Here is a 21,826-nt window from a genome sequence, read left to right as displayed (position 1 = left end):
GTAAAAAGGACCGTTGAAGGCAACTTCGCGGTCCTTTTTTTATCGCGCGGTCGCGCGGTTCAATCGACGATAAACAGCCTGGCGCCGGATCTGGTCGATGAGCGGTGCGGTTCGGCGTAGTCGGCCACTTGGTAGCTCATGCCGGCGGTGAGCGTGAAGGTGCGGCCGTCTTCCAGTTCGGTGTGCAGCTCGCCTTCGATGCACAGCAGGATGTGGCCTTTGACGCACCAGTGGTCGGCCAGATAACCGGGGCCGTACTCCACCATGCGGACGCGGAGCGCGCCGAACTGCTGCGTGCGCCAGTAGGCGGTGCCCGTTTCGCCGGGATGCGTCGTCGCTTCAATCCGCTGCCAGTCGGTGGTGCCGAAGGCGATGTCCGAGATGTTCATATGTCTCCGTGGTGGGTTTTCAGCAAATCATAGCAGTTTGCTCACGTCGAATCGTCAGGGCCGGCTGCGCCGCTAGCGCGAGTGAAATTACTTTTCTGACACATTTGGCGACCTGTTATCACAATTCATTATTGCAGCGGAGAATTACTTGCTGTGCTAAACTATTGATTCTTTGGGGCAATTCTCTTCTTCTGCCCGATTCGCGGGTCTCAGACGTCGCACCGCTTACTAATTCCAGATACTGCCCTGACCGGCAATTTTTATCATGAAAAATTTGAAAATCGGCACGCGCCTCGCTGCGGGCTTTGGCTTGGTCCTCGCGATGATGACTTTGATGACGGTGATCGGCATCACGCACATGCAAGACGTGGCCGAGGCCACCCGCGACATGATGCAACAGCCTCTGGCCAAGGAACGCATGATCAGCGACTGGTATCGATTGATCCATACCAGCGTGCGCCGGACGTCGGCGATTTCGAAGAGTTCCGACCCTTCGCTCGGGCCGTTCTTCGCCGAGGAAACGGTGGCTTCCACCGCCGAGGTCAACAGCTTGCAAAAGAAGGTCGAGCCGCTGCTGGAAACCGAACAGGAAAAAGCCCTGTTCGAGCAGATGATGGCCAACCGCAAACGCTACCTGGCGTCGCGCGACGCTATCGTCAAGCTGAAGAAGGAAGGCCAGATCGAGCAGGCCGGCGAGGTGCTCGACCAGCGCTTCACGCCGGACGGCAAGGCCTACCTGGCTTCGCTGAGCGGCCTGCTGGACATGCAGCGTAAAAGCATCGATGCCAACGCCGCCGGGATCGAGGCGATCTATCAGAACAGCCGCCGTTTCATGATCGTCTTCGGTCTGGCGGTGCTGGCGCTGGGCGTCGTCTGCGCCTGGCGTTTGACGCGTGGCATCACCGTGCCGCTGAACCAGGCGGTCGATATCGCCGTGGCCGTGGCCAACAAGGATTTGACGTCGACCATCGTGGTCGGCAGCACCGACGAGACCGGCCGTCTGCTGCAAGCGCTGCGCTCGATGAACGACGGCTTGATCGGCATCGTCAACGACGTGCGGCATGGCACGGAGAGCATTTCGACGGCGTCGAGCGAGATCGCCGCCGGCAACATGGACTTGTCGGCCCGCACCGAGGAGCAGGCGTCCAGCCTGGAGGAGACGGCCGCGTCGATGGAAGAGTTGACCTCGACGGTCAAGCAGAACTCGGACAATGCGCGCCAGGCCAACCAGTTGGCGGTCAAGGCGTCGGAAGTGGCGCGTCGCGGCGGCACCGAGGTGGCCGACGTGGTCGACACGATGGAAGCGATCAACGGCTCGGCGCGCAAGATTGTCGACATCATCAGCGTAATCGACGGCATCGCCTTCCAGACCAACATCCTGGCCTTGAACGCGGCGGTGGAAGCGGCGCGCGCGGGCGAGCAGGGGCGGGGCTTCGCGGTGGTCGCCAGCGAAGTGCGCAGCCTGGCGCAGCGCAGCGCCACGGCCGCCAAGGAAATCAAGGCGCTGATCGACGACTCGTTAGAGAAGGTCGACGCCGGCAGCACGCTGGTCACGCAAGCGGGCATGACGATGAGCGACGTGGTCGACAGCATCCAGCGCGTCACCGACATCATGGGCGAGATCAGCTCGGCCAGCCACGAGCAAAGCGCCGGCATCGAGCAGGTCAACCAGGCGGTGATCCAGATGGACCAGGTCACGCAGCAGAACGCCGCGCTGGTGGAACAGGCCGCCGCCGCCGCCGCCTCGCTGAACGACCAAGCCGATGACTTGCGGGCCATCGTCAGCATCTTCAAAGTCGCCTAAACCCCGGGGGTCAAGTCTGTCATTCGGACACGACCTGAAGCGTATAAACCCCGGGGTCAAGTCTGTCATTCAGACACGACCTGAAGCGTAGATGCGATGTACGGACGGGCCCGTGTCCGAATGACAGACTTGACCCCCGCAGGGTTTATTGCGCTTGCAGTTCGACGTTGACCATGTTGTCGTCGGGCTTGCGGTCGATGAGCTTGTTGTCGGGGTCGATGCCGGCCCGGGCCGGACGGCCGCTGACGATGACCGTGTAGCGGTTGTCCTTGCGGTCGATGAGCTTGCGCTCGCGCAGCAGGCTGTTGCCGTCCTTATCGTCGACACCAATGTCGATGTAGTCCTTCAACGCCACGTCCCGCTCCTCGCCCTGGTCGTTGGCGCGCACCTTGGCCGCGCTGACGACGAAGCTGACCTCGTATTTGCCGTCGTTGAGCCTGCGCGCCGTCGCCGCGACGCCATGGTTTTCGTACAGCACGATGTAATTGAACAGGTCGTCGATCAGGTAGGCCTGCTCCGGCGGCGTGATGCCGCGCAGCGCCTCCACCAGCACCGATACGCTCGGATACGGCCCGCCGCTGCGGCCGTGCTTCACCAGCAGCTCCTTGAGCGCGCCGTTGATCCTTGCCTCGCCCAACATATCCTGCAACTGGTACATCGCCAGGCTGCCCTTGCGGTACTGGATGTAGTTCTGGTTTTCGTTGTCGGCCAGCGGCAATTCCTTCTTGCGCTCCAGCGCGCGCCCCAGCAGGTATTGGTCCAGGTCGTAGTGCAGGAAGCGGCGCATTTTGTTGGCGCCGAAATTCTTCTTCATCACCATCAGCGCCGAGTACTCGGCCAGCGTTTCGCTCAGCACGCTGCCGCCGCGCGTGTTGCCGGCGACCAGTTGATGGCCCCACCACTGGTGCGCCATTTCGTGCGCGGTGACGTAGAACGGGTAGTCGACGTCCTTCGGATTGCCGTCGTCGACCTTGGCGATGAAGCCCAGCGACTCCGCGTACGGGATGGTGTTCGGGAACGATTGCGCGAACGTGGCGTAGCGCGGGAATTCGACGATGCGCACCAGCTTGTGCTGGTACGGTCCGAAGTTGCGCGTGTAGTAGTCGAGCGATTCCTTGATGCCCTTGTTCATCCGCTCGAGGTTGTACTCGTGGCCCGGATGGTAGTAGATCTCGATGCCGACGTCCTGCCACCAGTCGCGCTTGACCAGGTAGCGCGCCGATTGCACGGCGTAGAAGTTCAGGATCGGCTGGTCCATCTTGTAGTGGTAGTAGTGCCGGCCCTTGCTGCTCCAGTCCTTGACCAGCGTGCCGGGCGCGATGGCGATCTGGTCGGCGCTGGTGCTGACGATGGCGTCGAAGGTGATCCAGTCGGCGTCGTTGCCGCTGAAGTTGTTGGCCAGGCCGCGCGCGTCGTCGCGCGGCAACATGCGTTCGCGCGCGGCCAGCCGGTGCTTCTTGCGGTCGCGCGCGTCGCTCAGTTCGTTCTCTTGCTGGTAGCCGACGTGCGGCAGCACGCCGTTGTTGAAGAAGGTGCCGTTGTGCACCACCGGCGTGTCCTGGCCCATGCCGAGGATGCCCTTCGGCACGTAATCGACTTCGAACTCGAACGCCATCCGCGCGCCCGGCGCCAGCGGCTGCACCAGCTTGTAGGTGTAGAAGCCGAGGCCGGTGTCGCGCAGGCCCGCGCGCACTTGCTGGCTGAAGCGCGCCTTGTAGCCGGTGGCGTCGGCGTCCTGCTGCACGATGATGTCGCTGACCGGTTGCGTCGTCTTGTTTTGCAGCACGTAGCGGCCCTTGACCTTGAGGCTGCGCTGCGCCGGCGTGATGGCGACGTCGAGCTTGACGTCGGTGATGCGCGGCTGCGGCAACGCGGCGTATTGCTTGTACTTGCGTTCGTAGGCGGCGCGCTCGGCGTCTTTTTCGTAGGTCGATGTGTAGTTGTTGACGATGTGCGTGTTGTAGAACAGTACCGCGCCGGCGCCGGCGAAGACCAGCGCGCCGGCCGCCATGGCCGTCAGCACCGGCCTGGTCAGCGCGTGGCGCGCCAGTTGCATGCGCTGGCGCCAGCCATCGTTGGTGCCGCGCGCCCAGAACAGCAGCGCGCCGACCACCAGCAGCAGCGCGGCGCCGCCCCAGTACGCTTCGAACCAGCGCTGGCGCGGCAGGAAGTGGCCGTAGCCGTTCATCGCGGAATAGATGAAGCGCGGCATGGTGCCGTAGGCCAGCAGCGGTTCCTCCACGCCCATCGAGCTCATGGTCAGCATCGCGGCGTAGTACATGATCATCGCGAAGTAGGCCAGGTAGCGCTGGTTGATCAGCACCTGCAGCGCGATGGCCAGCACCGCCGCCAGCGCGTAGCCGGGCAGCTCGATCAGGAACAAGTGATGCAGATACAGCCCCGGCTCCAGATTGAAATAGCCTTTGGAGATCTGGATCGCCATGCCGCACAGCATGACGATCAGCATCAGCAGGGCCTGCAGGCCGATCAGCGCGAACAGCTTGGCCAGCAGCGGCAGCCAGCTCGGGATCGGCAGCGCGTCGAGCATTTGCGCCATGCGCGCCTCGCGCTCGCGCCAGATCAGTTCGCCCGCGTAGAAGGTCGTGATCACCAGCATGAACAGCTCGAACGTTTCGGTGACCGAGTCCAGGATCAGGTAGGTGGCCGGGTAGGTGTTGGTGCCGAACATCGATCCCATGTCCAGTGCGCCGGCGAACATCATCAGCACGCCGGCCAGCACGATGACGACGAAATAAATATTCTTGGTCGTTTCGCGCAGGTTCAGCCAGCTCATCTTGACGAGCAGCGCGGCCAGGCTGCGTGACTTGAAGTCCGGCGTTTCCTCGGTGTTGGTCGAGACCGCCGACAGGTGCGGCGGCAGCTCGCCCTCGCCGCGGCTGGCGCTGCCGCTGGCGCCGCTGTCGACGGTGGCGATGAAGTGGAAGCGCCAGTAGCCCAGCAGCAGGCCGGCCAGCGCGAACGACGACCACAGCACGCGGTTGAGCAGGTACACGCCCTCCGGCCAGACCATGCGCGTGTTGCGCTCGATGATCGGCCAGTACTCGGTCAGGCGCAGCACGGCGGTGGTGCCGAACGGGTCGATCAGCGCGGCCAGGGTTTTGTAGTCGAGGTCGCGCGCCAGGCCGGGGGCGACGATGTAGCCGATCAACATGACCACGCTGCTGATGTAGACCGGCAGCATGCGCCGCGTCAGCGCGGCGAGGATGAAGAACACGGCGCCGAAGATGAAGATGTTGGGCAGGATGACGACGACATAGGGGATCAGGTAACCCAGCGGGCCCGGCAGGCCGAGCCGCTCCGGGTCGATGCCCGGCAGCATGCTGCCCAGCCAGGCGCCGAGGATGATGCTGGTGAAGATCACCGCCAGCGTGAAATAGGCGCCGAGGAAGCGGCCGAACATGTACTGGTGCTTCCTGATCGGCGCGCTGAAGAAGAAGTGCTGCATGTCGTATTCGAAATCCTGCTGCACCGAGCGCCCCATCATGGCCGCGATCACCACCACACCCAGCGAACCGAGCGCGCTGACGGTGAACATCAGCGAGCGCGGCGAATTGATCGCCAGGCTGCCGAAGGTGACCTGGGCCTCCTTGAAAAAGCCGCCGGCGGCGGCCATCCACAGCAGCGACAGCGCCAGGAACCCGGCGAAGTAGACCCAGGTCGACAGCAGCTTGAGGCGCTGGCGCGCTTCAAAAAAGGCGATGGCGAACATGCGGGCGCCCTAGTCGCAGGTGGCGGCGGCCTGGTGGCGGCCGGCGATGGTGGCGAAGTAGACATCCTCGAGGTCGCCGATGGCTTCCTCGAAGCCGTCGCCGGGGTCGTTTTCGCTGTAGACGTGGATCAGGGTGCGGCCCGACAGCAGGCGCGACGAAATGACCGGATGGCGCAGCTGGAACGATTGCAGGTCGCGCTTGTCGATGAAGCGGGCCCAGATCTTGTCGCTGACCTCGTGGATCAGTTCCTGGGTCGGGCCGCACAGCAGCAGGTGGCCCTTGTTGATGATCGCCATGTTGGCGCACAGGTCGGCGACGTCGCTGACGATGTGGGTCGACAGGATGACGGTCTTGTCCTCGCCGATGTCCGACAGCAGGTTGTGGAAGCGCACCCGCTCTTGCGGGTCGAGGCCGGCGGTGGGCTCGTCGACGATGATCAGCTTGGGGTCGCCCAGCAGCGCCTGGGCGATGCCGAAGCGCTGGCGCATGCCGCCGGAAAAGCCGCCCAGGCGCTGGTGGCGCACGTCGAACAGATTGGTTTGCTGCAGCAGGCCGTCGACCACCTCGCGCCGGCGGTTGCGGTTCGACAAGCCCTTGAGCTCGGCGAAATGGTCGAGCAGTTCGTAGGCCGTCACCTTCGGGTAGACGCCGAAGTCCTGCGGCAGATAGCCGAGCAGGCGCCGCACCTCGTCTTTTTCGTCGAGCACGTCGATGTCGTCGAGGAACACCGAACCGGAATCGCATTCCTGCAACGTCGCCAGCGTCCGCATCAAGGTCGACTTGCCGGCGCCGTTGGGGCCGAGCAAGCCGAACATCCCGGCAGGGATGGTGAGCGAAATATTGTCCAACGCCACGACGCCATTGCCGTAGGTCTTGGACAAGTTGCTGATGCGTAATTCCATGCTGACTCCTGAATGATTCTGCCGCTGCACAACCAGCATTTCTGCACGGCCATACACTTTTCACATGATGGCATTGTATTGAATTTGTTCTCTATATGGGGCCCCATTGCGATGGGCGGCGCAAACCGCGCGCCAGACTGCGCAAACCGCCTACCAGAACGCCGCTTCCGCACGGTCGGCTATGTGTTGCTTGAATAGACAACTTGCCCGATTCAATACCCTTATCGGCATCAATTCCTGAACAGCACCGCCTCGCGGTTGAACCACCAGCGGCACAGCGCCAGCAGGGCGCCGGCGGTCACCGTGGTCGACAACATGATCACCGACAGCATGCTGTAATCCATGGTGCCCTTGACCAGCTCCTTCATTGCCAGGGAGACATTGGTCAGCGGCACCATCGCCCACTTCCAGTTCATTTCCACGCCCGGCAGCAGTGCCGCCAGCGTCGGCAGGATGGTCACGATCATCAACGGCGAGATCAGGCCGGACGCTTCCTTGTAGCTTTTCGCGTACACCGAGATCGACAGCAGGATCGAGGCGAACATGGCCGCCGTCGGCACCAGCATCAGCGCCACCATGGCCAGGTCGAACGGCCCGATCGCGCGCGCCATCTGCGCCACGTCGCCGCTCATCAGCGATTCGCCGAACAGCAGCAGTGCGCCGAGGCTGGCGATCATCAGCAGCGCCGAGGTCAGGCCGACGGTGAACAGCATCAGGAACTTCGCCAGCACGATGCTGGTGCGCGAGACCGGCGCCAGCAGCAAGGTTTCCATGGTGCCGCGTTCCTTTTCGCCGGCGCCGGTGTCGATCGCCGGATACATCGCCGACACCAGGCACACCATCAACAAAATGTAGGGCACCAGGCCGCCGACCATGGCGCCGGTCTGCTCGCGCTTGTTGGCGGTGGAACGGTCCTCGAGCTTGATCGGATCGAGCGCGAAGCGCAGCTGGTCCTGGTTCAGGTTCAGCGTCGGCAGCGCCAGCGCGCGCACCGCGTTGTTGTGCGGGGCCAGCACCGCCGTCACGCGCTTGCGCGTCATGTCGACCGCCGCGGCGCTGTTGTAGTGCAGTTCGATGGCGCCTTGCCGGTGCTGCGCCAGGGTGCTTTCCAGGTCGGCCGGTATCACCAGCGCGAACTTGATGCGGTCGTCGCCGATGGCGCGCCTGATCTCGTCCGGACCGGAGAGCGCGACCTCGCGCATCCCTTTTTCCCGGGCGAAGCGGGCGGCCAGCTGCGGCGCATATTCTTTGCCGAAAATGGCGTAGGTCATCTGCGCCTGGCTGGCCTGCTTGAACATGTTGGTCGACAGCATGCCGAAGCCGATGAAAATGGCGGGCATCGCGATCACCGGCACGAAGATGGTGAAGAAGAACGTCTTGCGGTCGCGCACCAGTTCCAGCAATTCCTTCAGATAAATGGTCCACATGGCTCAGGCTTCCCGGTGGATGACGCCGACAAACGCGTCGTAGAGATCGGCGCTGCCGCCCAGCTGGCGCAAGGCGTCGACGGTGCCGTGGAAGGCGGTCTTGCCGTGGTTGATGATGCAGACCCGGTCGCACAGCTTTTCCACCTCGTGCAGATGGTGGGTGGAAAAGATCAGCGGCACCCGCAGCGCCTTGTAGCTGGCGATGAAGTCGAGCAGCACCTTGGCGGCCATCACGTCGAGGCCGGTGGTCGGCTCGTCGAGGATGACGATTTTCGGCTCGTGCACGACGGTGCGGGCGATCGCGCATTTCTGCTTCATGCCGGTGGAGAGCTGGTCGGCGCGCTTGTTGCCGTACTCGTGCATTTGCAGCAGGTCGAACAGCTCGTCGCAGCGGCGCTTCAAGTGCGCGGCGCGCATGCCGTGCAGGCGGCCGAAGTATTCGACGTTTTCGCGCGCGGTCAGGCGGCCGTACAGGCCGGTGCTGCCGGACAGGAAGCCGATGTGCTGGCGCGCCACGAGCGGATTGTGCAGCAGGTCGACGCCGTTGGCGCGGATGCTGCCGGCGTCGGGCTTGAGCGCGGTCGACAGCAGGCGCAAGGTGGTGGTCTTGCCGGCGCCGTTGGGACCGAGCAGGCCGAGCACCTCGCCGGGCGCGCAGCTGAAGCTGACGTCGCGCACCGCGTGGAACCAGCCGTCGCGGTCGCGCGGATCGAGCGCCGGCGCGGCCTTGCCGCCACGCGAGGGCAAGCGGAAGCGTTTGGCCAGGCCTGTTACCTCGATCATTTCGCTGTCCTTTGCTGTTCTTTTATTAAAGATTTCAAGAATAGCATGTAAAAATTCTGGCCTGCAAGCAAGAATGGCGGCCGATGTCTTGTTATAGTGATGATATGGAGACGCATATGAATGCTCAGCTGCAGCAAAAAATACTCGCGGTGGCGCAATGCGGCGTCGACCGCACCGAATGCACGGGCTTCTTCCGCGTGGCCCTGGGGCTATATTACCTGGCCGGTTTGATGACCAAGGAAACCCTCGATTTCAAGCTGCTGGACCGCGATTTCAACCGCTTCATCTACCACACGATCGGCAAGGGCCACAGCATCACCAGCATCCTGCAGTACATGAGCGGCGAGAAGGTGGTGCGGGTGGTCGAGTCCAAGCGCTTCCTCAAGGCCTTCGCCGAGCATTGTCCCGACGTGCCGGTCGAGAACATTCCCTTCCTGCTGGGGCTGAACCTGGGCGTGGCCAAGGATATCTCCAAGATCGACGTGCGCGGCCCCGTGGCCGACTACATCGAGCGCCAGCGCCAACTGCGCGAAGAGACGGACGCGAATTAAAGCGCGCCCCTATAATGGTGGTTTTGACGAACCAAGAACCGCCATGGCCGACTTCCACCACACCCCTCTGGACCGTTTTATCGCCGACGCCGACAAGGCGTTGCGCGTGATCGCCGGCGTCGCCTCGGCCTCGCGGCCGAATCCCGGCCTGCGCTCCGACGACGGCCAGCTGAGCGAGGCGGAACAGCGCCACAGCGCCGGCCTGATGCGGGTCAACCACGTGGGCGAGGTGTGCGCGCAGGCGCTGTACAACTCGCAGGGGCGCTTCGCCAAGACGGCGGCAATGCGCGCCCAGTTCGAGCAGGCCGGCAGGGAAGAGGAAGACCATCTGGCGTGGACCGCGCAGCGGTTGAACGAGCTGGGCTCGCACACCAGCGTGTTGAATCCGCTGTTCTACGCCGGCGCCTACGCGCTCGGCACGGTGGCGGCGGTGCTGGGCGACGCCCGCAGCCTCGGTTTCGTGGTCGAGACCGAGCGCCAGGTGGAGGCGCACCTGGCCAGCCATCTGGACAAGCTGCCGCCGCAGGACGCCAAGTCGCGCGCGATCGTCGAGCAGATGCGCATCGACGAGATCGAACACGGCGCCGCCGCGCAGGCGCTGGGCGCCGCGCAAACGCCGGCGCCGGTGCAAGCCGTGATGTCGGTGATGGGCAAGATCATGACCGGTACCGCGTATTATATTTAGGGGCGATTACGCGACGTCGACGATTTCGAACGAGTGCGTGATCTCGGCCATCTTGCCGAGCATGATGGACGCCGAGCAATACTTGTCATGCGACAGCGAAATCGCGCGCTCGACCGCCTCCGGCTTCAAGCCTTTGCCGGTGACGACGAAGTGGAAATTGATCTTGGTGAACACCTTCGGATCGACGTCGGCGCGGTCCGCCTTCAACGTGCATTCGCAGCCGCGGACATCGGCGCGGCCCTTCTTCAAAATCAGCACCACGTCATACGCCGTGCAACCGCCTGTGCCGAGCAACACCATTTCCATCGGGCGCGGCGCCAGGTTGTGGCCGCCACCCTCGGGCGCGCCGTCCATGTTGACCAGATGGCCGGAGCCGGTCTGGGCCAAAAAACTCATGCCCGACGGGCCGTTCCAGCTGACTTTGCATTCCATCATTCTCTCCGTTAAAGATCGTTGCCCATATTGTAAAGGAGTCCGGCGGCGAGTGGCTTGCATGAAGTTTTTTCGCTTGGACATCCACCGCACCCGCTTGATAATTTAATGCGCTTTGTTTGACTAAAATCAAGGAGCATTTAATGAGCCAAGCTATTGAGTACCTTTGTTCATATGGTGATCTGACCAAGCCGGGCAGTACGACGGTCGGCGAACTGGCCGACGATTTCACGCTCAATTCCCCGGTCGGCGTGCACGCCGACCGCTATGGCCGGCTGTGGGTGTGCGACACCGGCAACAGTCGCCTGCTGGTGTTCGCCCCCGATTTGTCCACCCTGTTGCACGTGATCGAAGGTCCCGGCGAGGCCACGCCGCAGGCGCCGCGCCTGCTGATGCCATTCCATGTCTGCCCCCATCCTTCCGACAAGCTCATGTACTGTACCGACATGGGCCATGGCAGGGTGGCCGCCTTCGGCTACGACGAGCACGAGGTGTGGTTCAGCTTTGCGTTCGGCGAGGGCCAGGGTGAGGGCGACTACCTGCCGCTGTCCGATCCCAACGGCATCACCACGGTGCGCGAACGCGACGGCGTCGACTACCTCTACATTTGCGACGAGTTCTTCCACACCGAGGACGATCTCGCCAGCCGCTGCGTCAAGTTCACGTTGGAAGGCAAGTTCGTCAGCCAGTTTCGTCGTGTCGGCGGCCCCGGCCCGGGGCATGAGTTGCTGTGGCCGCAAGGCATCGCCAGCGATGCCAAGGGCAATATTTACCTCGCCAACACCGGCCATTACGAAGTGCTCAAGATCAGCACCGACTGGCCCATCGTCGACGAATGCGTGCAGGCGCCGCACGAGACGGTGATGCTGCACCAGCACGGCAAGCCGACCGGCATCGGCAAGTTCAACGTGATGCGTTCGGTGTGCGTGGTCGGCGACCGCGTGTTCGTGCCGGGCCACATCGAAAACGCCATCGCCGTCTACAACCTCGAGGGCGAGCTGGTCACCATCGTCAACGGCCTGCAGCCGTTGTGGAACCACCGCATGGAGCCGGTCCATTCGCTGTCCGACCTGGTCTACGGCGTGCTCGAGGACGTGGTGTTCGTCGGCCCCTATCAGGTGTGCGCGGCGACCGAGCCGGACGTGTATTACGTCAGCGAACCGTTTGCGTCGAGCATTATCAAGGTGCGCATCCCGCGCATCAAGGGCGAGGAGGAGGCGCTGCTGATCGCATCGGTCGGCCACCGTCGCGACGACCAGGACCGCCTGCGCAAGACGTCGCAGTTCAACTGCATGACCGCCGTGCTCGGCATCGATCCGGACCGCCGCGCGCCGCCGCGGGAGCTCGCCGGCGGCAGCTGGATCGACCAGTGGGCCACCGCCACCACGCGCGTCTACCAGTATTGGTACGACCAGTTCCGCACCCATGCGGGCATCGATCCGCTGGCGCGCATCGGGCGCGGTTCGCTGAATATCGATTCCGGCAACTGGTGCATGAAAACCTTTAATACCGACAGCGACCCCTACCACCAGATGCAGGACATGATGCGCGGCTTCTTCGTGCCGGGCGACCTGGCGATGGATGTCTATTATCCGCACACGCCGCCGCTGGGACAGATTTGCCCGGGCACGCCGCTCATCTTCGTCACCAACTTCAACATGTGCACGGTGTCGATGTATCAGTTCAGTCCGTCGGGCTTCCTGATCAACTACGGCGTGCCGTTCGGCCGCGAGGGCATCGGCGGCGACGGCACCTTGAAGGCGCCGCAGGGCATCGCCGTCAACAGCCGGGGCGAGATCTATATCGCCGACTCGCTCAACAACCGTATTTCGATGTGGCAGATCCAGCCGACCGGCTACGTGGCGTTCCGCAAGAACTTCCGCTGGCACGCGGACGGCGACTTCACGCCGTGCGACATCGCCATCGACGCCAACGACCGCTTGTTCGTCTGCGACCAGTTCAACAACTGCCTGCGCGTGTTCGACCGCGAGGGCCGGAGCTTGTGGAGCTACGGCTACCTCGGCTACTGCGACGACGTCGATGTCGACTATGAGAAATTCATGCTGCCGGCCAGCGTCTGCATCGACGGCGACCGCTTGATGGTCAACGACCTGGTCAACCGCGCGCTGAAGGTGTTCCGCATCGGCGAGGACGGCCTGACCTACGAGACCGGCATTTCGGTGTTCAAGAAGTATCCGGACGCGGGCGGGGTGTGGATGCCGTACTTCATCCACGCCGCCAAGGGCCGCCTGTACGTGCCGGACACGACTTTCAATGTCGTCAATGTTTTCCGCTACGGCGAGCCGCAGCTGGCGGAAGACCAAATGGCGGCTTGACTCGGCTGGTGGTTGCCGCTTATACTTGTCGGCTTTCCGTTCGCTCAGGAAAGTAAATAAGAAGGCCGAGTCCGCTGAAGCAATGGCGGAACCACCATTTGAGCGTGTTTTATTATTTAGGAAGTCAACATGAAAACTTTTTCCGCTAAGGGCCATGAAGTCCAGCGCGATTGGTTCGTGATTGACGCGACGGACAAAGTCCTCGGACGTGTTGCCAGCGAAGTGGCACTCCGACTGCGCGGCAAACACAAGCCAGAATTTACTCCTCACGTCGATACCGGCGATTTCATCGTCATCATCAACGCAGGCAAACTGCGCGTGACCGGCACCAAAGCCACCGAGAAGACCTACTACCGTCACTCGGGCTACCCAGGCGGCATCTACGAGACCAACTTCCTGAAAATGCAACAGCGTTTCCCAGGCCGTGCTCTGGAAAAAGCCGTCAAGGGTATGTTGCCGAAGGGCCCACTGGGCTACGCAATGATCAAGAAGCTGAAAGTGTACGCTGAAGGTTCGCACCCGCACGCTGCCCAGCAACCTAAAGCACTCGAAATCTAAGGAACTGACATGATCGGTAACTACAATTACGGCACCGGCCGTCGCAAGAGTGCAGTAGCTCGTGTGTTTATCAAAGTTGGCACTGGCCAAATCATCGTTAACGGCAAGCCAGCGGCTGAGTACTTCTCCCGCGAAACCGGCCTGATGGTTATTCGTCAACCACTGGAACTGACCGGCAACGTCGAGCGTTTTGACATCAAAGTCAACGTGCACGGCGGCGGCGAGTCCGGCCAGGCAGGTGCTGTGCGTCACGGCATCACCCGCGCCCTGATCGACTACGATGCAGCGCTGAAGGGCGATCTGGCACGCGCCGGCTTCGTTACCCGCGATGCACGTGAAGTTGAACGTAAAAAAGTTGGTCTGCGCAAAGCACGTCGCGCAAAGCAATTCTCGAAGCGTTAATTTACGCTATGGCGCGCCGCTTGCGGCGTGCTGTCGAAAAAGCCGCCGGCCTCGTGTCGGGCGGCTTTTTTGCTTTTTTGCTATTCGGTACTGTCATGCGCTTGTCGCGCATGGCTGATAAAATGGCTGCCATTTCTCCACGCACTTATACCTCGAAGGAACGAACATGATCAAAGTTGGCATCGTCGGCGGCACCGGTTACACCGGAGTTGAATTGCTGCGACTGTTGGCCGTCCACCCTGATGTGCAGCTGACGGCCATCACGTCGCGCAAGGAAGATGGCTTGCCGGTTGCCGATATGTTCCCTTCGCTGCGCGGCCGCGTGGACATCGCGTTCTCGTCGCCGGACAAGGCCGACCTCAAGCAATGTGACGTGGTGTTTTTCGCCACCCCGCACGGCGTCGCCATGGCGCAGGCGCCGGAGTTGCTGGCGGCCGGCGTCAAGGTCATCGACCTGGCCGCCGATTTCCGCATCAAGGACCAGGCCGTCTTTGAAAAATGGTACAAGATCGAGCACACCTGCCCGGATCTGCTGGAAGAAGCCGCCTACGGCCTGGCCGAACTGAACCGCGACGCCATCAAGGGCGCGCGCCTGGTCGCCAATCCGGGCTGCTACCCGACCACGATGCAGCTGGGCTACTACCCGCTGCTCAAGGCCGGCGTGATCGACGCCGGCGCCCTGATCGCCGACTGCAAGTCCGGCGTCTCCGGCGCCGGCCGCAAGGCCGAGATCGGCACGTTGTTCTCCGAGTCGAGCGACAATTTCAAGGCGTATGGCGTGTCGGGTCACCGTCACACCCCGGAAACCGTCGCCCAACTGCAAAAGTTTGCTGGCGAAAAGGTCGGTCTGGTGTTCACGCCGCATCTGGTGCCGATGATCCGCGGCATGCACTCGACGTTGTACGGCCGCCTGACCAGGGAAGTGAGCAACGAGGAACTGCAAGCCTTGTTCGAAGAGCAATACAAGGACTCGCCGTTTGTCGACGTCATGCCGTTCGGCTCGCACCCCGAGACCCGCTCGACGCGCGGCGCCAACGTGCTGCGCCTGGCGCTGCACCGGCCCGACAATGGCAACACGGTCATCGTGCTGGTGGTGCAGGACAATCTGGTCAAAGGTGCGTCCGGCCAGGCCGTGCAGTGTATGAACCTGATGTTCGGCCTGGAAGAATCGACCGGCCTGACGCAAATCGCGTTGCTGCCGTAACGTTGCGCGCAGTCTGGCATTGATATTTGCCACACGATCCCCCATTTTCGAGGGGTCTGGAGCATAAACAACGCCAACGGTCTATAATGACCTAAATGTTTTCACGTAGGAGTCTGAAATGAATGCTGTCGCCGAATCACTAGTAGATGTAATCCCGTCGCCGATCATCTTCACCGATAGCGCGGCCGAAAAGGTCGCCCAACTGATCGAGGAAGAGGGTAATCCCGACCTGAAACTGCGTGTATTCGTGCAGGGTGGCGGCTGTTCCGGCTTCCAGTACGGCTTCACGTTCGACGAAATCGTCAACGAAGACGACACCACCATGGTCAAGAACGGCGTCCAGCTGTTGATCGACTCGATGAGCTACCAGTATCTGGTGGGCGCCGAAATCGACTACAAGGACGACCTGGAGGGCGCGCAATTCGTCATCAAGAACCCGACCGCGACGTCGACCTGCGGCTGCGGCTCCTCGTTCTCGGTATAAATCAGTTCTGGTTGCACAGCGCGGCGGACAACTTCGGTTGTCCGCCGTTGTCGTTTACACCCCCCCAAAAAAAACCGGGGGTCAGTGCCGACATTCGGACACGACCTCATGAAGCAAGCCGGGGTCAGTGCCGACATTCGGACACGACCTCATGCCAAAGGGCGGCGATAGGCTTGAGTTCGTGTCCGAATGTCGGCACTGACCCCCCCCGGGGGTTGGCTGCCCCCGGGGTTTGGGCCCCCGGGGTTAGCGGGGGTAGAGCGCGCCTAGCACGCGTTCGCCCTTGGCGCCCGTCACGCTCGGCAGATTGCCGGCCAGGCGTTCGCTGAAACGGTGGCCCAGCCAGGCGAACGCCAGCGCTTCGACCCCGTTCGGGGCCACGCCCAACGCTTGCGTCGATGCCACCAGGACGTGGTCGCCCAGCGCGGCGCCCAGTTCGCTCATCAGCACGCCGTTGTAGGCGCCGCCACCGCAGACATACACGGCGTCCGCGCCGCCGCCGTAGGCCTCGATGGCCCGCGCCAGCGAGACCGCCGTCAGCTTGGTCAGCGTGAACTGCACATCCTCGGGCGCGGCGTCGCCGTACACCGCCAGCCGCGCGTCGAGCCAGGCCAGGTGGAACAGGTCGCGGCCGGTGCTTTTCGGCGCCGGCAGCGCGAAATACGGTTCGTGCAGCAACTCCTGCAGCAATTCGGGAATTTCCTTGCCGGTCGCCGCCCAGGCGCCGTCGGCGTCGTATTCCTTGTCCAGCTGGCGGCCGATCCAGGCGTCCATCAGCACGTTGCCGGGGCCGGTGTCGAAGCCGATCACGCCGCCTTCGCCGTCCAGCACGCTGATATTGGCAATGCCGCCGATGTTGGCCACGATCCGGGCCTGGCCCGGCTTGCCGAACAGCGCCTGGTGGAAGGCCGGCACCAGCGGCGCGCCCTGGCCGCCGGCGGCGATGTCGCGGCCGCGGAAGTCGGCGATGACGTCGATGCCGCACAGCTCGGCCAGCAGGGCCGGGTTGTTGGTCTGGCGCGTGAAACCCAGCTCCGGGCGGTGGCGGATGGTCTGGCCGTGGACGGCGACGGCGCGCACCGTGTCGGCCGCGCGTCCGGCTTCGTCCAGCAGCTGTGTGACGCACTGCGCGTAACACTGCGCCAGCTGGTTGGCGGCCTGCGCCTCGCGTTCGATCTCGTTGTCGCCGGCCGCTTGCAGCGCCATCAGCTCGGCGCGCAGCGACGGTGGAAACGCGATGTAGGCCGCCGCCAGCGTGTCGATCGTGTCGCCGGAGAAATCGGCGAGCGCGCCGTCCACGCCGTCCAGGCTGGTGCCGGACATCAAACCGATGTAGTGGGTCATTGTTGTTTCCTCATGCTGAAAAAGCTATTTTGCCTGAGCTTGCGTGTGGTGTCGCACGGAACAAGCGTGCCGGCCGGCGCATTATGTGTGTAGGGCAAAACAAACAGACGAAAAAAAACAGGCCGGTGCGGCGGCCTGTTTCGGATGGAGCGGGAAAGCGTGGTGGCTTATTTCGCCGCGACGCGGGTGCCGGTCGAGCCGCCCGGTTGCAGCAGCGCGAAGCGGTGCGACATGTCGGCCGCGTAAAGCTTGAAGCGCGACAGTTCGGCCGCCGTCAACGGCGCCTGCGCCGTCACGTTGAGCTTGCTCGGGTCCTTGGCTTCGCCGCCGACGCGGAATTCGTAGTGCAGGTGGGCGCCGGTCGACCAGCCGGTGCTGCCGACATAGCCGATCACGTCGCCCTGGCTGACCTTCGTGCCTTTTTTGACGCCAGGCGCGAAGCGGCTCATGTGGGCGTAAGCGGTCGAGTAATTGTTCCAGTGCTTGATCGTGACGAAATTGCCGTAGCCGTTTTGCGTGCCGGCGAAATCGACGACGCCATCGCCCGAGGCGCGGATCGGCGTGCCGGTCGGCGCCGGGAAGTCGATGCCCTTGTGCGCTTTCCACTCGCCCGAGACCGGATGCACGCGCATCGAGAAGCCCGACGAAATCCGCGTGAATTCCACCGGCGACTTCAGGAAGGCCTTTTTCAGCGCCTTGCCGTCGAAGCTGTAATAACCGCCACCTTGCCGGGTTTGCGGATCTTCGAACCACACCGACTGATACGTCGTGCCGCGGTTGGTGAATTCGCCCGCCAGGATGCGGCCCGCGCGAACAAATTCCCCATCCTGCCAGAACGTCTCATACACCACGTTGAAATGGTCGCCGCGCTTCAGGTCGCCCCGGAAGTCGATGCTGGTCGAGAACATCTCGACGATTTGCTTGACGATCGTGTCCGGCAGTTTGGTGCCGTCCTCGTTCGAATCGGTGGCGGCGAACAAGGTCGAGTTGATGGTGCGGGCATGCATCTCGACCCGGCGTTCCAGCTTGGCCGGCTCTTCTTCCGCGACGAAGCGGTCGTTTTTGCGGGAAATCTTGATGTTCTTGACAGGGATGTCCTTGCCGTCGACCACGACCGCGCGCAGCCATTGCAGGTTGCCTTCGTCGTCGGTCTGCGCCTGCACGCGTTTGCCCGTCTTCAGCTGCATGACGCCTTTGGCGACCTTGTCTTTTTTGATGAAGGTTTCGGCGGCGTCGTCCTCCACACCCAGGCGGGTGAGCAGGGTGGCCAGGGTGTCGCCGGCGCGGATGCGTTCTTCGTGGACGAAGTGCTCGCTCGACGATTGCTGTTCCAGTGCGTCGATCTGCGGCGCAAGATCGGGCATCGTGACCGCTTCCTGCACGGATTTGACCGGCAGATCGGCAGGATCCGGAGCCAGCGGCGCGACGCCGGCGGCGCCGAACGCACAGACTGTGAGGAACAGTGCCGAGGCGCTGACAATGCGCGCTTTGCGCGTTGAAGCTATCAGACTGTACAAGCGTGAGCTCGTGAATTTATGTATTTGGTTCATGCAATCAGTTAAAATTTGCCGCTTGAACTATTCAGGAACCTTTTATTTCTTCTAATTATTGTCGGGTTTCGTTTTCGTACGGCAAGATTGATGGATCGAGGATTATAACAAACTCCTGAGGCTGACTACCTTTTTTTGAAAAAAACTCCCAAAATATATGACTACCCCTTCCTCCACAGCGCCGGCCCCCTCTAAGGTACTCCCCCTGACCGACCGTGTACAAGAGGCGCTCGCGATCACCAAACGGGGTGTCGACGAGTTGCTGATTGAAAGCGAGTTCGCGCAAAAGCTGGCGCGCTCCGAGCACAGCGGCGTGCCGCTGCGCATCAAGCTGGGCCTGGACCCGACCGCGCCGGATTTGCACCTGGGCCACACCGTCGTGCTCAACAAGATGCGTCAGTTGCAAGATCTGGGCCATCAAGTCATTTTCCTCATCGGCGACTTCACGTCGATGATCGGCGACCCGTCGGGCCGCAACATGACCCGTCCGCCGCTGACCAGGGAGCAGGTCGAGCAAAACGCCATGACCTACTTCAAGCAGGCGTCGCTGGTGCTGGACCCGTCCAAAACCGAAATCCGCTACAACTCCGAGTGGTGCGATCCGCTGGGCGCGCGCGGCCTGATCAAGCTGGCCTCGCATTACACCGTGGCGCGCATGATGGAGCGGGACGATTTTAGCAAGCGTTTCAAGGGTGGGACACCGATCGCGGTCCATGAGTTCCTCTATCCTTTGATGCAGGGCTATGATTCGGTCGCTTTGAAGTCCGATCTCGAGCTGGGCGGTACCGACCAGAAATTCAACCTGCTGGTCGGCCGCGAGCTGCAGAAGGACTACGACCAGGAACCGCAGTGCATTTTGACCATGCCGCTGCTGGAAGGGCTGGACGGCGTCGACAAGATGTCGAAGTCGAAGAACAACTATATCGGCATCACCGAGCCGGGCAACACCATGTTCGCCAAGATCATGAGCATTTCCGACGTGATGATGTGGAAATATTATGATTTGCTGTCGTTCCGCTCGATCGCCGACGTCGCCGCGCTCAAGGCCGCCATCGACGGCGGCGCCAACCCGCGCGACGCCAAGGTGGCGCTGGCGCAGGAAATCGTCGCCCGTTTCCATTCGCAGGCGGCGGCCGACGAGGCCCTCAACGACTTCGTCAACCGCTCCAAGGGCGGCATTCCGGACGACGTGCCGGAAGTGGCGCTGGCCGGCGCGCCGCTCGGCGTCCCGCAATTGCTGAAGATGGCCGGCCTGTGCCCGTCCACCTCGGAGGCGATGCGCATGATCGACCAGGGCGGCGTGCGCCTGGACGGCGCCGTCATCGGCGACAAGGCCGTCCAGATCGAGGCCGGCACCTTCGTGCTGCAAGTGGGCAAGCGCAAGTTCGCCCGCGTGACCCTGTCCGCATGATCGCGCTGCTGCAACGGGTCAGCGACGCCAGCGTGGTGGTCGACGGCGCCACCATCGGCGCCATCGGCGCCGGCCTGATGGTGCTGCTGTGCGCCGAGCGCCACGACACCGACAAGGACGCCGACACCTTGCTGACCAAAATGCTGGGCTACCGGGTGTTTTCGGACGACGCCGGCAAGATGAACCGCAGCGTGGCGGACGTGGCCGGCGGCTTGCTGCTGGTGCCGCAGTTCACCCTGGCGGCCGACACCAAGTCCGGCACCCGTCCGTCGTTCACGCCCGCCGCCGCGCCGGCCGACGGCTTGCGCCTGTTTAATTACTTCGTCGAGCAGGCGCGCTTGCGCCACCCGGTGGTGCAAACGGGCCAGTTTGGTGCGGACATGCAAGTCACCCTGACCAACGACGGACCCGTGACGTTTTGGCTGCAAACCGGCTCTAAATAAAAACAGCAGGGAGACCAGAGATGAAACTGTCGAGTGAGAGCTTTCGCGACGGCACGGCAATGCCGGCCGCCTGCGCCTTTGCCACCCTGGGCGCGGACGGCCAGGTGGCGCCGTCCGCCAACCGCCATCCGCAGCTGGGCTGGAGCGACGTGCCGGCCGGCACCGAATCGCTGGTGTTGCTGTGCATCGACGGCGACGTGCCGCGCGACGCCTGCGACGTCAACCGCGCCGGCGTCACCTTGCCGGCCAGCATGCCGCGCGACGATTTCTTCCACTGGAGCCTGATCGATATTCCGGTCGGCCTGCACCAGATCGCCGAGGGCGCGTTGTCCGACGGCGTCGTCGCGCGCGGCAAGCCGGGCCCGCAGGCCAGCCTGGACGGCGCCGCCGTGCGCCAGGGCGTCAACGACTACACCCGCTGGTTTTCCGGCGACCCGGCGATGGCCGGCGACTATTACGGGTATGATGGCCCCTGTCCGCCGTGGAACGATGAGCGCGTCCACCATTATATTTTTCGCCTGTATGCGCTCGATGTGCCGCGTCTGCCATTGGAAGGGCGCTTCACCTGCGTCGACGTGCTCAACGCCATCTACGGCCACATCGTCGATGAGGCGCAACTGATCGGCACCTACACCTTGAATCCGGCCCTGGCCGCCGAACCGGCCCGCAAGCCAAGAAAAAAGACCGCATGAACACTACCAATATTTTGCTGATCCGCCACGGCGAGACGGCCTGGAACGCCGTGCGCCGCCTGCAGGGCCATACCGACATCGCGCTCAACGCCGAAGGGGAACGCCAGGCCGGCGCGCTGGCCCGGGCGCTGGCGGCCGAATCGATCGACGTGATCGTCTCGAGCGACCTGCAACGCGCCCGCCAGACGGCGCAGGCCGTGGCCGACCAGTACGGCGGCGCCACCGTGCACACCGACGCCAACCTGCGCGAGCGCTGCTACGGCGTGTTCGAAGGCATGTTGTACGCGGACGTCGAGCGCCAATACCCGGCCGATTTCGCGCTGTGGCAGGCGCGCGATATCGACGCGGTGATGCCGCCCGGCGAGCGCGTGGCCGAGAGTTTCCGCCAGTTTTACGCCCGCGCCACGTCCGCCATCCGCGAGTGGGCCGAGCGTCATCCGGGCCAGACCATCGCCGTCGTCGCCCATGGCGGCGTGCTCGAATGCGCCTACCGCGAGGCGGTCGGCATGCAGCTCGACAGCCCGCGCGACTTCCAGGTCAAGAACGCCAGCATCAACCGGTTCACGTTCTCCGACGCGAAGTTAGCGCTAACTAGCTGGGGCGGGGTGGAGCACCTCGGTCTGGCCGCGATGGACGATGTGACCTGAGCGCTCATAACGTCCAGGCTGCACATTTGCCGATTTCATAAAAAATAGTGC

Annotated in this window: 20 protein-coding genes; 12 read left to right on the top strand and 8 right to left on the bottom strand. The window is 63.0% G+C overall.

All coding sequences use genetic code 11. The annotated features are described in order from the left end of the window. Positions 1–59: 59 nt before the first annotated feature. Positions 60–389: a DHCW motif cupin fold protein gene (locus tag BMX85_RS10755; RefSeq protein ID WP_090316928.1), complete on the bottom strand. Its 330-nt coding sequence runs from the start codon at positions 387–389 to the stop codon at positions 60–62. A 265-nt stretch (positions 390–654) separates the two neighbouring features. Here BMX85_RS10755 and BMX85_RS10750 point away from each other — a divergent pair, with 265 nt between their 5' ends. Then, a complete protein-coding gene (locus tag BMX85_RS10750; RefSeq protein ID WP_090316926.1) occupies positions 655–2,193 on the top strand; it encodes a methyl-accepting chemotaxis protein in 1,539 nt (512 codons plus the stop codon). 145 nt (positions 2,194–2,338) lie between these two features. Here BMX85_RS10750 and BMX85_RS10745 read toward each other — a convergent pair whose 3' ends face one another. From BMX85_RS10745 to BMX85_RS10730, 4 genes are all read right to left on the bottom strand, one after another. Next, positions 2,339–5,923, bottom strand: a complete 3,585-nt coding sequence (locus BMX85_RS10745) for an ABC transporter permease/M1 family aminopeptidase (protein WP_090316923.1) — start codon at positions 5,921–5,923, stop codon at positions 2,339–2,341. 9 nt (positions 5,924–5,932) lie between these two features. Then, on the bottom strand, positions 5,933–6,826 hold the full coding sequence (locus BMX85_RS10740) for an ABC transporter ATP-binding protein (protein ID WP_090316921.1): 894 nt from the start codon (positions 6,824–6,826) through the stop codon (positions 5,933–5,935). 230 nt (positions 6,827–7,056) lie between these two features. Then, positions 7,057–8,253: an ABC transporter permease gene (locus BMX85_RS10735; protein ID WP_090316918.1), complete on the bottom strand. Its 1,197-nt coding sequence runs from the start codon at positions 8,251–8,253 to the stop codon at positions 7,057–7,059. 3 nt (positions 8,254–8,256) lie between these two features. Next, complete coding sequence (locus BMX85_RS10730) at positions 8,257–9,036, bottom strand: ABC transporter ATP-binding protein (protein WP_090316915.1); 780 nt, start codon at positions 9,034–9,036, stop codon at positions 8,257–8,259. Between the two features lie 116 nt (positions 9,037–9,152). Here BMX85_RS10730 and BMX85_RS10725 point away from each other — a divergent pair, with 116 nt between their 5' ends. Together BMX85_RS10725 and coq7 are read left to right on the top strand one after the other, a co-directional pair. Next, positions 9,153–9,587 carry a hypothetical protein gene (locus BMX85_RS10725; RefSeq protein ID WP_090317710.1) on the top strand — a complete coding sequence of 145 codons (435 nt, stop codon included), beginning with the start codon at positions 9,153–9,155 and terminating at the stop codon, positions 9,585–9,587. Between the two features lie 43 nt (positions 9,588–9,630). Next, the gene (gene coq7 / locus BMX85_RS10720; RefSeq protein WP_090316914.1) at positions 9,631–10,272 is read left to right on the top strand and encodes a 2-polyprenyl-3-methyl-6-methoxy-1,4-benzoquinone monooxygenase; all 642 of its coding nucleotides are present in this window, start codon (positions 9,631–9,633) and stop codon (positions 10,270–10,272) included. Between the two features lie 6 nt (positions 10,273–10,278). Here coq7 and BMX85_RS10715 read toward each other — a convergent pair whose 3' ends face one another. Continuing rightward, on the bottom strand, positions 10,279–10,704 hold the full coding sequence (locus BMX85_RS10715; RefSeq protein WP_090317707.1) for an OsmC family protein: 426 nt from the start codon (positions 10,702–10,704) through the stop codon (positions 10,279–10,281). A 143-nt stretch (positions 10,705–10,847) separates the two neighbouring features. Here BMX85_RS10715 and BMX85_RS10710 point away from each other — a divergent pair, with 143 nt between their 5' ends. The 5 genes from BMX85_RS10710 (at position 10,848) to erpA (ending at position 15,688) form a co-directional block, all read left to right on the top strand. Continuing rightward, positions 10,848–13,040, top strand: coding sequence for an NHL repeat-containing protein (locus BMX85_RS10710; RefSeq protein WP_090316912.1), 2,193 nt, complete (start codon positions 10,848–10,850; stop codon positions 13,038–13,040). A gap of 129 nt (positions 13,041–13,169) precedes the next feature. Continuing rightward, positions 13,170–13,598, top strand: coding sequence for a 50S ribosomal protein L13 (gene rplM, locus BMX85_RS10705; protein ID WP_056157909.1), 429 nt, complete (start codon positions 13,170–13,172; stop codon positions 13,596–13,598). A 9-nt stretch (positions 13,599–13,607) separates the two neighbouring features. Beyond that, positions 13,608–14,000, top strand: coding sequence for a 30S ribosomal protein S9 (rpsI, locus tag BMX85_RS10700; protein WP_008445137.1), 393 nt, complete (start codon positions 13,608–13,610; stop codon positions 13,998–14,000). Between the two features lie 166 nt (positions 14,001–14,166). Beyond that, entirely contained in the window at positions 14,167–15,204 is a 1,038-nt protein-coding gene (gene argC / locus BMX85_RS10695; RefSeq protein ID WP_090316910.1) for an N-acetyl-gamma-glutamyl-phosphate reductase, read from the top strand. A 118-nt stretch (positions 15,205–15,322) separates the two neighbouring features. Further along, positions 15,323–15,688, top strand: coding sequence for an iron-sulfur cluster insertion protein ErpA (gene erpA / locus BMX85_RS10690; RefSeq protein WP_090316908.1), 366 nt, complete (start codon positions 15,323–15,325; stop codon positions 15,686–15,688). 246 nt (positions 15,689–15,934) lie between these two features. Here erpA and BMX85_RS10685 read toward each other — a convergent pair whose 3' ends face one another. Together BMX85_RS10685 and BMX85_RS10680 are read right to left on the bottom strand one after the other, a co-directional pair. Then, entirely contained in the window at positions 15,935–17,032 is a 1,098-nt protein-coding gene (locus BMX85_RS10685) for an anhydro-N-acetylmuramic acid kinase (RefSeq protein ID WP_090316906.1), read from the bottom strand. 167 nt (positions 17,033–17,199) lie between these two features. Continuing rightward, positions 17,200–18,582 (bottom strand): M23 family metallopeptidase, encoded by a 1,383-nt coding sequence (locus tag BMX85_RS10680; RefSeq protein ID WP_090316904.1) that lies wholly within the window; start codon positions 18,580–18,582, stop codon positions 17,200–17,202. Between the two features lie 157 nt (positions 18,583–18,739). Between BMX85_RS10680 and tyrS the strand changes: the two genes are divergently transcribed. From tyrS to BMX85_RS10660, 4 genes are read left to right on the top strand one after another with little or no spacing between them, the layout of a single operon-like run. Continuing rightward, complete coding sequence (tyrS, locus tag BMX85_RS10675; protein ID WP_090316902.1) at positions 18,740–19,993, top strand: tyrosine--tRNA ligase; 1,254 nt, start codon at positions 18,740–18,742, stop codon at positions 19,991–19,993. Next, positions 19,990–20,436 carry a D-aminoacyl-tRNA deacylase gene (gene dtd, locus BMX85_RS10670; protein ID WP_090316900.1) on the top strand — a complete coding sequence of 149 codons (447 nt, stop codon included), beginning with the start codon at positions 19,990–19,992 and terminating at the stop codon, positions 20,434–20,436. The genes tyrS and dtd overlap by 4 nt, the downstream gene beginning before the upstream one ends. 20 nt (positions 20,437–20,456) lie before the next feature. Beyond that, positions 20,457–21,128 carry a YbhB/YbcL family Raf kinase inhibitor-like protein gene (locus tag BMX85_RS10665; protein ID WP_090316898.1) on the top strand — a complete coding sequence of 224 codons (672 nt, stop codon included), beginning with the start codon at positions 20,457–20,459 and terminating at the stop codon, positions 21,126–21,128. After that, positions 21,125–21,775 (top strand): histidine phosphatase family protein, encoded by a 651-nt coding sequence (locus BMX85_RS10660; protein ID WP_090316896.1) that lies wholly within the window; start codon positions 21,125–21,127, stop codon positions 21,773–21,775. Before BMX85_RS10665 ends, BMX85_RS10660 begins: the two co-directional genes overlap by 4 nt. The last annotated feature ends 51 nt before the right edge of the window (positions 21,776–21,826 follow it).

It is taken from the genome of Duganella sp. CF517 (assembly GCF_900110275.1).
GTDB lineage: Bacteria > Pseudomonadota > Gammaproteobacteria > Burkholderiales > Burkholderiaceae_D > Rugamonas.
Note: the sequence above shows the minus strand (reverse complement) of the source record. Positions and strands in the feature narration are given on the sequence as shown.

Excerpts from the sequence above, each read along its gene's own strand:
- coq7 (WP_090316914.1), top strand. The coding sequence starts at position 9,631 with ATGGCCGACTTCCACCACACCCCTCTGGACCGTTTTATCGCCGACGCC.
- dtd (WP_090316900.1), top strand. The coding sequence starts at position 19,990 with ATGATCGCGCTGCTGCAACGGGTCAGCGACGCCAGCGTGGTGGTCGAC.
- BMX85_RS10735 (WP_090316918.1), bottom strand. The coding sequence starts at position 8,253 with ATGTGGACCATTTATCTGAAGGAATTGCTGGAACTGGTGCGCGACCGC.
- erpA (WP_090316908.1), top strand. The coding sequence starts at position 15,323 with ATGAATGCTGTCGCCGAATCACTAGTAGATGTAATCCCGTCGCCGATC.
- rpsI (WP_008445137.1), top strand. The coding sequence starts at position 13,608 with ATGATCGGTAACTACAATTACGGCACCGGCCGTCGCAAGAGTGCAGTA.
- argC (WP_090316910.1), top strand. The coding sequence starts at position 14,167 with ATGATCAAAGTTGGCATCGTCGGCGGCACCGGTTACACCGGAGTTGAA.
- BMX85_RS10745 (WP_090316923.1), bottom strand. The coding sequence starts at position 5,923 with ATGTTCGCCATCGCCTTTTTTGAAGCGCGCCAGCGCCTCAAGCTGCTG.
- BMX85_RS10715 (WP_090317707.1), bottom strand. The coding sequence starts at position 10,704 with ATGGAATGCAAAGTCAGCTGGAACGGCCCGTCGGGCATGAGTTTTTTG.
- BMX85_RS10710 (WP_090316912.1), top strand. The coding sequence starts at position 10,848 with ATGAGCCAAGCTATTGAGTACCTTTGTTCATATGGTGATCTGACCAAG.
- BMX85_RS10740 (WP_090316921.1), bottom strand. The coding sequence starts at position 6,826 with ATGGAATTACGCATCAGCAACTTGTCCAAGACCTACGGCAATGGCGTC.
- BMX85_RS10725 (WP_090317710.1), top strand. The coding sequence starts at position 9,153 with ATGAATGCTCAGCTGCAGCAAAAAATACTCGCGGTGGCGCAATGCGGC.
- BMX85_RS10665 (WP_090316898.1), top strand. The coding sequence starts at position 20,457 with ATGAAACTGTCGAGTGAGAGCTTTCGCGACGGCACGGCAATGCCGGCC.
- BMX85_RS10755 (WP_090316928.1), bottom strand. The coding sequence starts at position 389 with ATGAACATCTCGGACATCGCCTTCGGCACCACCGACTGGCAGCGGATT.
- BMX85_RS10685 (WP_090316906.1), bottom strand. The coding sequence starts at position 17,032 with ATGACCCACTACATCGGTTTGATGTCCGGCACCAGCCTGGACGGCGTG.
- rplM (WP_056157909.1), top strand. The coding sequence starts at position 13,170 with ATGAAAACTTTTTCCGCTAAGGGCCATGAAGTCCAGCGCGATTGGTTC.
- BMX85_RS10750 (WP_090316926.1), top strand. The coding sequence starts at position 655 with ATGAAAAATTTGAAAATCGGCACGCGCCTCGCTGCGGGCTTTGGCTTG.
- tyrS (WP_090316902.1), top strand. The coding sequence starts at position 18,740 with ATGACTACCCCTTCCTCCACAGCGCCGGCCCCCTCTAAGGTACTCCCC.
- BMX85_RS10730 (WP_090316915.1), bottom strand. The coding sequence starts at position 9,036 with ATGATCGAGGTAACAGGCCTGGCCAAACGCTTCCGCTTGCCCTCGCGT.
- BMX85_RS10680 (WP_090316904.1), bottom strand. The coding sequence starts at position 18,582 with ATGAACCAAATACATAAATTCACGAGCTCACGCTTGTACAGTCTGATA.
- BMX85_RS10660 (WP_090316896.1), top strand. The coding sequence starts at position 21,125 with ATGAACACTACCAATATTTTGCTGATCCGCCACGGCGAGACGGCCTGG.